Origin of the sequence: Arthrobacter sp. FX8, assembly GCF_026723805.1 — a bacterium.
Taxonomy (GTDB): domain Bacteria; phylum Actinomycetota; class Actinomycetes; order Actinomycetales; family Micrococcaceae; genus Arthrobacter.
This window is the reverse complement of the sequence record NZ_CP113505.1, coordinates 1220077-1234247: the sequence shown is the minus strand read 5'-3', so window position 1 is coordinate 1234247 and position 14171 is coordinate 1220077. Positions and strand designations below refer to the sequence as shown.

Here is a 14171-nt window from a genome sequence, read left to right as displayed (position 1 = left end):
GTGTGCAGGGATAAGTCTGGGGCAATGTGCCGGTGCCACGCGTCCAGGAACAGCGGCTCCCGATCCTCCCGGAAGCTAAAAGTGTACTGCCCAAAGCCTGCTACGGCAGGGGTGAAGCCATTTCTGTCGGGTTGAAACTTCACAGAGGATGGAACGTGGCCACAAGCTGGGTCAACTGGTGAGAAGGCTGGACGGCCAGCTCTGCCTGCAGCCTGTCGGCAAACATGGCGTAGGCGCGGAACTGCAGCTGCCCTATTACCCGCGGCTAGGTGCCCCTGCACCAGAAGGCGATGGGCCGATTCGCGGAGCGGCTCGATGGCCGTCGCGGATAAGGCGGCAACGATGGCTCTACCAGGTTCCTCCGCGGCAAGATACCGCTGGGTCATCAGTTCCAGGGCGCTTAGGCGCAGCTGCCGCAGCCGTTCCTGCTCGAAGACTACCCAGTCGTCGTACCAGCCCGGCAGCAGGTCCGCCCAGCTCAAATGGTCCAGGTACGTGTCCGGAACATGGCTTTCTGGTTCTTCATTGATACACGAAACTTGCTGCCGCAGGGCCATCACATCGACGCACACCGACGCCTCAAGCTCAAGGGTGTCCGGCCCAAGGTGCAGAAGGTGTGGGAAGGAGCGCGAGACACACCAGATCGCTTGTGCGCAGGTTTCCGGCAGCCCAGCTTACGCTGCTTTTCCGCCACAGCAGGCCGGCCAGGAAGCTCCGGTGCCGGCGGCCGAGGAGCCCCACGCAGGCGATGGCGGAACCTAAAGGGACCAGTAACGCACCAGTAACGCCCGCCCTGCATGGTTGGCACCAACATCGGTCTTGTGGAGACCGGGAGGTTACAAGGTGGCATTGCACAAGGATCGCACCCGTTCACAAACCCATCGGGCATGGTTGGCAGCCATTCTGTCCCTCGGACTTGCCGCCCTTGTCTCAGGCTGTAGCTGCGCCCCACCAGCCCCGCCGAGGGAGTCGGGTGCCGACAGCCAGCATGTTCCCACGGACAGTTCCGACACAAGGGATACTAGCGACGGGGCAACCGGAAGCGACGGCACCAACGGCGGAAGCACCGGCGGAAGCGACGGCACCAACGGCGGAAGCACCGGCGGAGGCGACAGCACCGGCGGAAGCACCGGCGGAAGCGACGGCACCGGCGGAAGCACCAACGGCGGAAGCACCGGCGGAAGCGAGGGCAACGCTAAACCGGTGGTCTATGAGTGGGGTTTGCCGTCAAGCGATATCAGCGTCACAGGAAACGACGGGCCGGCCTACGGCAGCCTGAGGAGAGGGTGCCAGGAAGGTCAGGACTTCGTTTTTTCGGAGGCCCGTTTCGGCTTTCGCAGCCCCAGGAATGTAGTACTTTTTGCTGCCGGGATAAGAATTTGTTTCGGTGACATCGCCGGTGGCCGGCAATACTTCGAGCACGCGCGCGATGTCTACGGCCTGGACGGGCTTGCCCCCGAAGGCGTTGCCGAATGCGACCTGTACAAATCCGTGAGGAGCGTACTTGAGCAAAAACCCCGCGCCGACTTCCCCTGTGCTGGCGGCCTAGCGCCACCATACCGTGGCCAATACCCCACACTCGATGACCCACTGACACTCGACATCGACGAAAGCACAAGCGGCAAAGAGCCGCCTGTGGTCTATGAGTGGGGTTTGCCGTCAAGCGATATCAGTGTCACAGGAAACGACGGGCCGGCCTACGGCAGCCTGAGGAGAGGGTGCCAGGAAGGTCAGGACTTCGTTTTTTCGGAGGCCCGTTTCGGCTTTCGCAGCCCCAGGAATGTAGTACTTTTTGCTGCCGGGATAAGAATTTGTTTCGGTGACATCGCCGGTGGCCGGCAATACTTCGAGCACGCGCGCGATGTCTACGGCCTGAACGGGCTTGCCCCCGAAGGCGTTGCCGAATGCGACCTGTACAAATCCGTGAGGAGCGTACTTGAGCAAAAACCCCGCGCCGACTTCCCCTGTGCTGGCGGCCTAGCGCCACCATACCGTGGCCAATACCCCACACTCGATGACCCACTGACACTCGACATCGACGAAAGCACAAGCGGCAAAGAGCCGCCTGTGGTCTATGAGTGGGGTTTGCCGTCAAGCGATATCAGCGTCACAGGAAACGACGGGCCGGCCTACGGCAGCCTGAGGAGAGGGTGCCAGGAAGGTCAGGACTTCGTTTTTTCGGAGGCCCGTTTCGGCTTTCGCAGCCCCAGGAATGTAGTACTTTTTGCTGCCGGGATAAGAATTTGTTTCGGTGACATCGCCGGTGGCCGGCAATACTTCGAGCACGCGCGCGATGTCTACGGCCTGGACGGGCTTGCCCCCGAAGGCGTTGCCGAATGCGACCTGTACAAATCCGTGAGGAGCGTACTTGAGCAAAAACCCCGCGCCGACTTCCCCTGTGCTGGCGGCCTAGCGCCACCATACCGTGGCCAATACCCCACACTCGATGACCCACTGACACTCGACATCGACGAAAGCATAAACGGCCCTGCGCCGGGCGGTGCCACGACGCCTCTTAGCGAATCGGCTCAGCTTCCCGTCCCTTCAGATGACCCCGCTGCTTCTTCCTCGCCGACGAACTGATTATGAGCAGGCCCTTCCGGCATCGCCGTCCCTTCGGTAACCGACAGGATGCCGCACACAGTCTCCGCGAGCCCGCTCGCAGGAGCTCGTCGGACTTATCATTGCGAGGGGCTGAAAAGGCTGGTGAAGAACGCGGCGATCTTCTACGCCGCATAGCGGCCGGGCTAGGCAACGTCGGCGTCCTGAGCGCCCTTTTGGTGTATTTCGGCTGGGTCCGCAGTGAGGTGCAGGCCAAGAGTCTAGGCATCGACGAGAGCATACTCGGCATGACACCTGTGGAGTACATGCTCCGCAGTGTTCGGCCGGTTTTGATCTTGCTCATCGTAGTTGCCGTTGCAGGGTTACTATGGGCGGTGGCCGACCAGTGGCTTGAGATGCGAGTGGTAAGCAAAGGACCGCGGGATTCGGTCTTCAGTTGGACTGCCAAACTCTTGCCCACCAGCATTGTGCTTCTTCCGCTCGGCATCTGGTCGATGAGGTCAGTTTGGCCAGCTTTCGCTTTCGTCGCGTTTCCTCTCGCTTTAGCTGCAGGGCTGCTCCTCCTCCTGTACTCAATTCACTTGAAAAGCGCCCTGCCGGGACATACTCCAATGTCCGAATCACGCATCCACTTGTTGCGCTTATGCGCGGGGACGCTCGTATGCGTGGCCCTGTTTTCAACCGCTGCTAATTATGCAACCGTCGAAGGAACTGAATTGGGGCGAACTTTCGAACGCCAAATACCCTCGCTCCCGAGGGTAGTGGTCCATAGCACTCGCTCCTTGAACATCATCGCGCCCGGAGTCGAAGCACGCCAACACACTGAAACCACTGACTTTGGATTTGAATACAGCGGACTTCGACTGCTCGAGCGGACCGGTGGCCGATACTTCCTCGTATCGGATAAGTGGACCCCCAGGTACGGAGTTGTTGTCGTCTTGAAGGATGACGAACAGGGGGTTCGTTTCGATATCGTTCGAGATGTTCGATAGCCCTACAGGCGATCGCAATGCATTCAGCCACCGAACAAGCTCGCACAGTGATAAGAACTGCTTGATGCGACCAGCGAAAACCAATCCGCTGGACGGGCTCGTCCATGTTCGTCAAGTACGCCCCGGGGTCGTTCCATCGCCCTCTTTGAACGAGCCAGAGATGCACTCACTCACGCAGGCGTCCCTCCGCCAATTTCAGCGGCCGATCTGCGGGCAGGCCTTGAAGACGTCTGCTCCAGGCTTGGTTTCGGGCTATTGTCGGTGACGGTCGAAAAGTGAGCCGGATTGTGGGAATCAGCCGTAGCTCGGGGACGCGATGGCGGCTTGGCCACTCGGTTGTTCTGAAGTCCGGAGAAATCAAGAAGGTTGCGCCCATCTCGCATCAGAGGGCGGCGGTTATCTCCGCCCGGTTTCTCTCCGAGTTGGAACGGATCACGATCGCGGACCTCCTGCATGCAGAGCGGAGCATTCGCGCTATCGCCACAGAACTCGGGCGCAGTCCATCGACTGTGAGCCGGGAAATCCGCCGGAACATTTACGAGCCTCGGTAACTACCGTCCTCGCACGGCCCAGCGGAGTGCCGAGTGTCGACGGAGCCGCCAGCGGACGGGAAAGATCATGTCGAACCCAGTGCTGCAACAGTTCGTGCGGGAACACCTGAAACAGCGCTGGAGTCCCCGTCAGATCAGCAACCGCTTGCGCGCCGTTTTCCCTGGACAACCGGAAATGCACGTTGTCCCGGAGACCGTCTATCAAGCCCTGTACGGGCGCGGAGCCTGGATTTGGCCGTGGATCCAGCAGTAGCCCTGCGCACCGGACGCACCGGTCGCCGGCCGCGTCGTCGGAAGGAACACCGAACCAGGCGCTTCCCGGACATGGTCATGATCCGAGACCGGCCGGCAGATGCGATCGGCAGACTAGTACCAGGGCATTGGGAAGAGGACTTAATTATTGGAAAGGGAGGCCGCTCTGCCATCGGCACTCTGGTCGAACGGACCACGCGCTTCATCGTACTCGTACACCTGGCCGGTAACCGCGGAGCTGAGAACCCGCGCGATCGACTGGCCGAAGCGATCGGACCGCTACCGGCCCATCTACGCCGATCTCTGACCTGGGATCAGGGCACTGAGATGGCCTGCCACCAGGATTTCACGCGGCAAACACTCGTCCCTGTGTACTTCTGCGACCCAGCCAGCCCTGGCAACGCGGATTCAACGAAAACACCAACGGCCTGCTCCGCCAATACTTTCCGAAGGGAACAGATCTCAGCGTCCACACCCGCGACGCCGCCGAACTCAATCAGCGACCACGTGAAATCCTCGGATGGCAAAGCCTATTGGAGCACCTGACTAGACTGGTCTCACCTTCGACCAAACCATAAATCGTTGCAACGACCGCTGAACTCCGCCGCCCGCGAAATGGCTCACTTTTCGACCAGCGCTGACAGCTTTAGGAAAGTTAACGACTCCGCTCACGCAAGTAACGTCCCCAGGGCGATCGGAACGGTCACTCTTCGTAGGCACTTGAAGGTATCTTCCACCCGCATAAGATACCCGTGTGTAGGTGCGCTGGACGTCCGCCAGCCAGCAAGGGCCGGATTGCCCATACGCCGTCCATCACCTGTTCTTGGGTCGTGGCCGGGGACCGTGACTAATCAGATATGAGGTCCCACCACAGGGTGGCCGCGCCCACCCTGTGGTGGATGTGCGCCGATCCAGGCTAGACGCCATGATCGGCAGCAGTCACGAGAAGTAGTGCTTGCAGCGCGACGTCGCAGCATCATCTTCGGCAACAACCTACGGATGTTGACGCGATCTGTCAGTCAGCACCAACGGACCCCGTCTTAGCTTCTACCGACCGAGGAGGTTTTGGTGTCTCCACGCTAGGCGAACGAACCCTTCGGCGTGGCGACCTTAGTCTCCGTTGGAGATCTGAACGGGCAACTTCTATGAACGCGTCGTTCGCCATTCGTGCCTTCCGACGTGCATTTACTTTCTCGTCCAGGAGGTCATGACCCGTCGTTTCTGCCTCGTGTTCGTGGCTTTTCCGCGCAAGATTCAAGTAGTCCAGGGTAGTTCTGCGCAGTCGGTCCGCGGCCGAAGACACCTGCGGGCTAGCTAGCAGTTCGATTTCATAGTTCGCCGCAGAAAGCTGTGTGCGTTCTGCGTCCAATTCAGCAGATTCATGATTCCAAACTTCGCGAGACAAGTATCGGAGTTTCCGGGCAGAAGTTAGTAGTGAGAGATAAGCCGACTTTCTTTCGTTTCGTGCAGCTTCAGCGGCCTCTCGGTCACTCATCAGAAATTTCCCTCCGAGGGTGAGGACACCGCCCAAAAGTACTCCGAAGAACCCCCAAAGTGCATCCATCCTATGCGCCCTCCCCAATTTTAGAAGTACTTAAAGGATATAAATTCCATGATGGCAACGAGGCGTTACGCGAGCGTTACCGAGCCACGGAGTGGCTGGCCCACTGATCGTGTAGCGTTCAGCGAGTTGCTTACACATGGCGGTTTGTAGTTTTCGGCTCAGGCCCCTTGTGAGCAGCCGGGCCAACTCAGCCCGCTTCTCTTGAGAATTCGCACATCGACTGCAAGATGCGGTCCGGAGGGTGAGCTCTCCTTAAGAAAAGTAGGGGTCCGGGAGTATCCGGGAAATCTGCAGGCGAGGGTTTTGATTACCGACACCACAGCACGCTGCTCCTGATTGCATTCCATCGTCCAACTCATCATCGAAATGTCTACGGGGCAGCAGCCCTTTTCGGCAGCTTGCAAGATAAGCATGCTTCCTATTATTGTTGAAGTCAATCATCCGCCCGTCCCCACCAGGCATAGTGGTTGCCACGAAAGCCCTGCAGCTCTTTTTCCTATGCTTCAAGCGCACTGATAACAATTCCATTCAGGCCCTCGCGCCGATCCTGTCGTGCAAATACGTAAGCGTCACATGGGACACGGCAACGCTGGAGTCCGTGCATATCCTGGATGCAACCCAAGCCGTAACGGTGCCCTGGAATGCTATCGCCCTTAGGGTGATCCTGGGAGCTGGTCTGCGCCGTCGTAATGGTATTTCTTGTCCGAAGCGGTCGTCGACCCGGGGCTACAGAGTCTTTCCCCACTGCACCAGGAGCCAGGCATCCTTGACGCCGTCGGCCGTGATTGCGGCCTTCCACTCGCCGGTGAACGTCGGCGCGTTGGTGGTGATTTCCGTGCGCTTCAGGTCGCCGGCAAACGCGCCCAGGTCATCCGGGCTCGACCCGTCCGGTTTCGCCACCTGCAGCGCACCCTCGCCACGCGCGATCAGGACGGCGGATTTAACTTCGCGTTGCTCACCCGCCCTCGTCCGGCTCCAGAATGGGTAGTGCTGCGGAGTCAGCTCAATCGTGATGGGACGGAACGTGTCCGCCACCTTCGGCGCGGCCTTGTACGCGGCCCACGCGACGGGAAAGTCGTGGCGCAGCGAGAAAAGCCTTGTGCAGCCGGGTGCCTGGGCCTCGTCGATCTTGCTTTTCATGTCAGCCAGCGCCGGCCTTCCGAGCGTGTCACCGCCCTCGCGGGCTGTATAGCGGATGTGAAGTACGACGTCGGCGATCGTGTCGTAGTCAAACTGCGTTGGGTCGCCGGCGGCCGGGTCCGCTGGCAGCTGGAGCTGCCACTCGCTGATCGCCCCGGAGTTTTCGAAGGGCAGGTAGCGCTCGTCGCGAAGGTTTGTCTCAAATAGTCCCCCGTCGTTCTGCGCGTGGCTGGTCACGATCGACTGCATGCTGCCGTAGTAGTCCTCGAATCGGACGTCCTCAGAGTCCGTGCGGGCGTACTCGCCCTCGCTCAGGGTCCCGGTTTTGCGGATGCTGCTCTTGAGCAGGGTGAGGGTGCAGTTGACGCTGGCGTACGGCCCGGTCACGCAGGGGACGGTGGCCGCCACGTTCTTGATCCGGCGGAAGTAGTGGCTTGGCCCGTCCAGGTTGAACAGCTCCTCCTTGAGCGTCACCGTGCAGCGACCGGTGGAGCGCAGCTCAAGTAGTGCCTGCGGATTCACAGTCAGCAGGCTGACGTTCTTAGTCAGCTCGTATTCGCGGCGGTTGAGCTCGAGGAAGGCGATCTCCATGCGTTTGAGGTCCAAGAACAGCCGCTCGCCGGCCAGCAGCCCTTCCTTACCGGCGAGGTAGCCGAACTGCAGGAACGCTAGGCTCGCATCGCCCAGCTCGTGCTGCAACGCGCGCTCGGCCCTTCGTGCGACGTCGAACGCCATTTGGTAACACTGGGCATAGAGGCCCTTGACCTCGCGCTTCAGGTAGGCGTAGAGGGATTTGTTGGTCCTCTTGCCAGTCTTATTGGCCCCGTCCTCGTTGAGGAAGTATTCGATCTGGGCGGCCTGCTTTATCTGCTCGCGGTGGTTGCGTAGCTCCAGGTCGGCGATGGCCTCGCGGATCTCGGCGGCCCGGATCTGCTTGAAGATCTGCGTGATTTCGCCAGCGGCCTGGTTGCTCTGGAAGGCCCACTCGCGCTCCCGGCGCGCGAAGCCATCGATGCGGGCTGCGCGTCGCGCCTCGAAGTTCAGCCGTTCCGCTACCGCGCGCGCCGCAGACGCTACTGCCCCCGCGGCGTTGCCCACGTTGACGCCGCCGTACTCCACGGTAGTTCCCAGGCCCCACGGCTGAACATGCACCTGAACCGAGGGGACAGCGTGGCCGACGGAACTTACCGTGTTAATGATATTGGCGATGTCAGAGGCGAGCTGCGCACCCTCCAGAAACAGCGTCTCCCGCACCTCGTGCGAGCTCATCAGCTTGCCACCGTTAAGGAACCCGGCTGCCTGGGCAAAAGCGTCCGTCTCAATGTCCACCTCGATGTCGCGCACCGGCATCCCGCCCTCTTCGGCCTGCAGCTTCATCTGTTCCAGGCCAGCCCGGTCCAGGCCGACCAGCGCGGGCACGGCCGCCTGGATCTGTTCCGGCGTCTTGCCCAATTGCAGCTCGAAGTACGCATACTTCTGCAAGAGGATCTGGAGCGACGCCTGCAGCCCCTCCTTCGACTTGACCGCCTCCTGCACTTGCGCGTACCTCACCTGCTCGACCAGGAGCAGGATGGCCTTCTCGTGCTTGGCGCGGAGAAGCGCCAGTGCTTCGCCGTCCTCCTTCTCCATGCTGGCAAGCAGGCTAGCGCCCAGCGCCTTCACCTCCTGGGCCAGCTCTACCGCCTTCTGCAGGAGCACGGGGAAGCGCACCAGGGGCAGCGGCTGGTTCAACCCGTTGACGATGGCAGCGACGTCGAGCCCGGCCGCGGCGGCGCGGGCCAACAGGGCAGGATCGATGGGCGGCTCGAACAACGGAAGTTGCCTGAACACACCTTGCAGGTTCAGGCTGTTGCGGATTTTGTACAGCCGGTCCGCGACGGTGTCCCAGTAACCCAGGAGCTTGTCGTTGCGCGGGACGCCGAAATACAGTGCCTTGCCGAGGCTGCGCACCGCGCCGGTCTGCGGGCTCACCGCTCCGTCCTCAGCGGGCAGCGGCATGAGATCGAACGGTGCGTCGGACTCGACGTCCCGCAGCACGGTGCCGAGCTTGGCAAGGTCCTTGCGCAGATTGTCGTACGTCTGTGGCTTCATGGTCCCCTTCTGCAGGACGGCCTGCGGCCGCGGGCCGAGGATGCTGGCGGCCAGCACATAGAGCATCAGCGCCTCGTCGATCGCCTCCCCTGTGTCCTGTGCAAAGAGCGAGTCGCCCCACGCGATCACGTTGTCGAGGTACGCCATGACCGTCTTGTACATGTACGCCTGCTGCCGGTAGCGTGCTATGACGTGCGGCCGGAACGGCGCGCGCTGCCACGCGTCGATGCTGCTGGCTGTCTCGGCCTGGAGCGTGGCGTCCGCGCCGGTGGCGAGGTTCACCAGGATCTCCTCGAGCTTCTTCACGTCGGTGGTCTGGAACGGTTGTACCTTCCAGAAGCGCTCGGGTTCCGGGCCGGCGCTGCTGTCTGTCGGGTCGAAGATGTAGTGGAACCACCGCTGCGCCTCCGCGAAGCGCTGATTCTTGCTCAGGTGGATCGCCGTTATCAGCGGCGCGTGAAAGAACAGCTCCCAGTTGTAGACGGCGTACGCGCCGCTGCTCGTAAAGTCGAGGTCGCGAACAGGCCGGGGCCGCTGCACGAGAGGCGTCGGGTTGTACCTGTCCATCGCGTTGGCGTAGAGGAGGGGCCGTGGACGGCTTTTCAGGATAGTGGCCTGGGAGTTTGCTGCGACGGGGAATTCCGTCGCGCGGGCCAGTGTCACCTCGGTCCCCGCGGGCACAGTCGCCGTCAGCCCGTTGAACAGGATCAGCTGGGTGTCGGCCGTGAGCTTGACGGGCGTATCCACGAAGAGGAACGCCGGCTGCGCGTCCAGCGTGAGGGATTCGCCGGGAAGGGGGTGTTCTTCATCCCCTTTACCAGCGTGGCGTGCAGCCCGTGCGGCGCGGTCGCTGCCGCGGCACCTGCCGTATGCAGGTGCACGGACGGTGCCAGCTCCAGTTGTGTCCCGTCCGGCAGCCGTGCCTGCGTCGTGGCGCGCAGCGTCATGCCCGACCGCTCCAGGATGGTGATCCCAGCGTCCGCCCCGAGCGCGAACTCGACGCTTTCGGGCAGGGACTCGCGGTCCGGCAGGTACTCGGTGTCCGCGGCCTGCAGCCCGGCCAGGCCGCGCCGCCGGAGACGGTCCTCGAGCACCGTGACGTAGTCGTGGTAGTGCGTATAGAAGCGATAGGAGACATCGCGTTCCTGCACGACGAAGTGCTTCATCTCCTTCGTTTCCACGTAGCGCTTGAGGTGAAAATAGATCTCGCGGTCCAGCATCCCGTGCATGGCACGGCCTGTGGCTGCCATTTCAATATCCATAATGCTCTCCCGCCTCAACGCGTGGGGCCACGGCCGGCCGGGCCGCCCAGGCCTTCCCTCTTGAAGGAATCGACGTTCTGGCGCAGCGCGGCGTTGAAGCCGGCGCTGCCGACGATGTTCATGCCCTTGGTGAGCTGGGTCAGCCCCATCTCGGCCTCCACGTTCCCGCCGGGCACAACCACCACGGCATCGGCAGCGATGCCGCTGCCCGCATTCACCTTCACGATGGCCGCGCCCTGGGCCGTCAGCGCAGGCACTTCGCCGACCCGGATCACGTTGACCGGCGCCAGACCTCGGCTCCCGATGATCTGCCCGTCGAAGAGCAGGCCGGTGCCGGGGTTGGCCATCCAGTCGATGTTGGCTTTCGGCTCGATCAGCGACTTGTTGAAAGGGAATTTCACGCGCGGGTCTAGGGGGTTGACGACCTCCGGGACGGGGTAGATCGGCTTTACGTATTCCTCCCAGAAGTGCGGGTCCAGGTGCCAGATGGGCGCTTCGGGTTCCGGCACCGGCGTGCGGGTGACCCATTCCTCCCACTGCTGGATGGTCCGCTCGGTCACTTCCGGCTCCACAAAGAACACCTGGTGTCCGTCCTGGAAGAAGACCGGCTTGATGAGGGACTCGATCTCGCCGACGCTTGTCTCCAGCGCCTTCTTCACGTCGTTCTGCTCCTCCTCCGAGCCTTGGGCGGCCACCATCGCGTCAGTCGCCACGCCCAGGGTGATCCTGTTGTTGACCGGCAGCAGTGTGAACGGACCGGTGGTGCCGAGGATGGCCGGCGACTCGGGCTTCACATCCGCCCCGGGCTGCCCCGGCCCGGTGATGATGCGCTGGCGGAAGGAGACGGTCAGCTTGGCGCCCGCGCCGACGTACGACGTCGGCCGGCGTCGGGCGTCAGTGGTGTCGACGCCGAACGGGACCGTCGGCGTGGCCAACGCGCCGCGGCTGATTGGTGCGCTGTGCCGGCTGGCCAGATAGAAGGCCTTGTTGATGGGGTTGCCGAGGGTGATGTAGACGCCGGCGTCCTGCAGGTTCGCCGCACTCTCTTCGCCGACGTCGGGCGGCTCCACGACGGCGACATGCACGAACACTGTCTGCGGGTCGAAGGTGTCGAGCTTTTCGGCGCGCACCCGCAACTCCTTGGGTGCCTGGTAACCACCCGACTCGTGGGTCTGCCACTCGCCAGCCATATATTCGCTCCAGTGCAGCTGGGCTTCGACGTCCCGTTTTGTCACCGGGAGCTTGGTCAGGTCGCTGGCGTTGGCTGGCCCGGCGCCTTCGGGCCTGCCGCTCTCCAAAAAGGTCACCCAGAACAGGTAGAGCCGGTCGCGCCAGACGACCGGCGCCAGATGGTCACCCTCGATATCGGCACTGACCGGTTCCCACGACGTCCACATGCGGTTTGCGCAGCGACGATAGAAGTACTTGTGAGGAGTGCTGTGCGTGCGGCCGAAAACATGCAGCGTGTTCTTGGCAAAATCCGGTTTGCTCTCCAGATGCATCGCCACAATCTCGAGCTTCGCCAGCGCGGCCAGTTTGTTCAGGTAAGCGAGAAAAGCGTCGTCCGCCTTGTCCGCGGAGACGTCGTCCTCCATCAGCGCGGACTCCAACTCCTTGAACAGGTGCGTCTTGTCGTCGCGGAACTCCGGCTCCAGCCAGTTCTCGGGGAAGAGGAAGATCTTACGGTTGGCCTCCCACACACGGTAGCGCTTCATCCAGTCCCACTGCTGGACGTTTAAGATGGCGGAGGGGTGTACCTGCCCTTCGAGATTGAGGAGGCAGCGCTGGATAAACAGCTGCACCGATCCGATCGCCAGCCGGATCCGCGACGTCCGGACGACCGGCTCCATGCCCGGATCGATTAGGAAGTACTCATACAGCTCCTCCAGACGCGACAGCTGCCGGCGGTGCATGACGGCCGCGACCAGGGCGTCCCGCTGCCGCTTGCGCAGCCTGTCGAAGATGGGCTGCGCAACCCGCTGCCAGGTCGCCGGGTCAAAGCGCGCCTTGACGGTCTCCTTGATCTCGCGGGCAATCGCGAAACGCGCGTCGTTTGCTGGTGCGCCGGGGCCGGACGTCGGCGCTGCGATCTTCGTCCAGCCTTGGATCGCCGCTGCTGGTGCGCCCAGGCGCTCGACGAGCTTGAGCGCCTCCCAAAGGCGCAGGAGGCGGCGGTCGTCGGCAAAGTTTCGCTCTTCCGCCACGAACAGCGTCTCCGCCGCGGCCTGCACCGTGGCAGGGTCTCGCCGGGCCAGCTTGCCGAGGCGCTCGTACACTTTCGCCAGCCGGTCCGCTGTTCCCGTGCCGTTCGCCTCGAACACGTCGATCAGCGCCTCCGTGCCGCCGGCGAGCTCGCGCTTCAGCACCGCGTACTCGGCCAGGCGCAGGAACCAGCAGAAGCGCTTCGTCGTCGCGGTCGACTCGGGGTCGTTGTCCCCAATCGGTTTTGCCGGGAGGTCGCTGAGGTTCACGTCCCCCCAGCCTGCCGGGTTGGCCGTGATGTGCGCGATCTCGCGCAGCGTCAGGCCTAGGCTGGCAAGGAGCTCCAACGCCGCGCGGAGTAGGGTGTGTGCCGCTTCCGCGGCCTCAAGCCCGGTGGTGGGGTACAGCGCCAGCTGCGCGAGTGGCCCGCGCGGGGTCGTCTCGCCCTGAACGGTGAGGCGGCCTGTGCCCCCGTTCAACGCATCGAGCTCGAACAAGAAGCGGTAGGGCACGGCGGCCTGCAGCTCGGTGTATTCCTTCGCCTCGACGCCGAACTCCGCGTTCGCGCCCGCCGCCGTCTTGTCGAGGAAGTGTGGGTTCGGTAGGTGCTCGAAGGTCAGCCGGGCCTTCGCGCCCGTCTTCTCCAGATTGATATAGAACCGGTACGGTCCCGTGGCCCGGGCGGCGAGGAAGCCGTCAAAGCGGGCGCTGTTTGCCGGTGGCAGGACTTGCCCGCTCCCGCTCTTGGCGGGCCGGAGGGCGGTGTCGGCGCCTGCGAGGCGTTTCGGGGTGTCCTGCCGCGGGGCGCTGCCGTCCGCGGCGACATAGAAATCCGCCTGGACGCCTTCGTCCGCGGCTGCGGTGAACGCGTCGACCATCGGACGCTTTGGAACACCGTCCACCTCCATCGACAGCAGCGCGGTATCGGTAATCAGTCGGTCGACGAGCGCCGGCTCCTCGCCGGTCTCCCCGGCTAGGGTCTGCACCGCGAGTTGGCGGCTCAGCCGGTTCTGCAGCACCGGTAGGACCGCGGCGCCCAGGCGGTTGCGGCGGTCCGAGAGCTTGGCACGGTTCTCCGCAAGGATGGTTTCGTTCTCGGCCCGCTTGGCTTCGATCTGTTGTGGCGTATCACCCGGTTCGATCCTGTTCAGCAGCTTCAGCGGCGTGAACAGCGCCGGGTAGTCCCCGGCGTCCAGGAAGCCGGCTTCGTCGGCCTGGCGCACCTGGTGCTTCTTGAGTACGTCGTCAAAAATGCCTTCGTCGACGCTGCGTCGACGTCTTCCTCCCCGCACCATGCGCAGCACCGTTTCGGTGTTTACCGGTGACAGGAGTAGGCCCAGCTTCTGCTGCAGGAATTCCTCGGTCATCGCCTGGGGATCCGCGGGCACGGCGTGCTCCTTGCGGATCCCGCGGATCCCGTCCGCCAGCGCGGCGAGTAGGGCGAGCACCGCAGGCCGGTCCTGCCCCCGCGGTCCGGCCTCGTCGAAGCGCCGGCGCAGCAGGAAGTCGACGTCCTCGGTCTTGAGCCCGCTGTCCTTCACCTTCTCGGCCACCC

At 62.9% G+C, this 14171-nt stretch carries 4 protein-coding genes and 2 pseudogenes; 2 read left to right on the top strand and 4 right to left on the bottom strand.

What is annotated here, in order from left to right:
- Positions 1-227 precede the first annotated feature (227 nt).
- Positions 228-557 (bottom strand): annotated as a pseudogene (locus OUO20_RS21635) (bacterial transcriptional activator domain-containing protein); the annotation flags it as partial.
- A 286-nt stretch (positions 558-843) separates the two neighbouring features.
- Between OUO20_RS21635 and OUO20_RS05515 the strand changes: the two are divergent.
- Positions 844-2583: a hypothetical protein gene (locus OUO20_RS05515; protein WP_268002995.1), complete on the top strand. Its 1740-nt coding sequence runs from the start codon at positions 844-846 to the stop codon at positions 2581-2583.
- A gap of 1225 nt (positions 2584-3808) precedes the next feature.
- Positions 3809-4935 (top strand): annotated as a pseudogene (locus tag OUO20_RS21630) (IS30 family transposase).
- Between the two features lie 1712 nt (positions 4936-6647).
- Here the strand turns inward: OUO20_RS21630 and OUO20_RS05510 are convergent.
- From OUO20_RS05510 to OUO20_RS05500, 3 genes are read right to left on the bottom strand one after another with little or no spacing between them, the layout of a single operon-like run.
- Positions 6648-9899 (bottom strand): hypothetical protein, encoded by a 3252-nt coding sequence (locus OUO20_RS05510; RefSeq protein ID WP_268002994.1) that lies wholly within the window; start codon positions 9897-9899, stop codon positions 6648-6650.
- The gene (locus tag OUO20_RS05505) at positions 9860-10402 is read right to left on the bottom strand and encodes a hypothetical protein (RefSeq protein ID WP_268002993.1); all 543 of its coding nucleotides are present in this window, start codon (positions 10400-10402) and stop codon (positions 9860-9862) included. Before OUO20_RS05505 ends, OUO20_RS05510 begins: the two co-directional genes overlap by 40 nt.
- A 26-nt stretch (positions 10403-10428) precedes the next feature.
- Entirely contained in the window at positions 10429-14169 is a 3741-nt protein-coding gene (locus OUO20_RS05500; protein WP_268002992.1) for a neuraminidase-like domain-containing protein, read from the bottom strand.
- Positions 14170-14171 lie beyond the last annotated feature (2 nt).

Coding starts and splice junctions, on each gene's coding strand:
- OUO20_RS05505 (WP_268002993.1), bottom strand. CDS start 10,402: ATGGCAGCCACAGGCCGTGCCATGCACGGGATGCTGGACCGCGAGATC.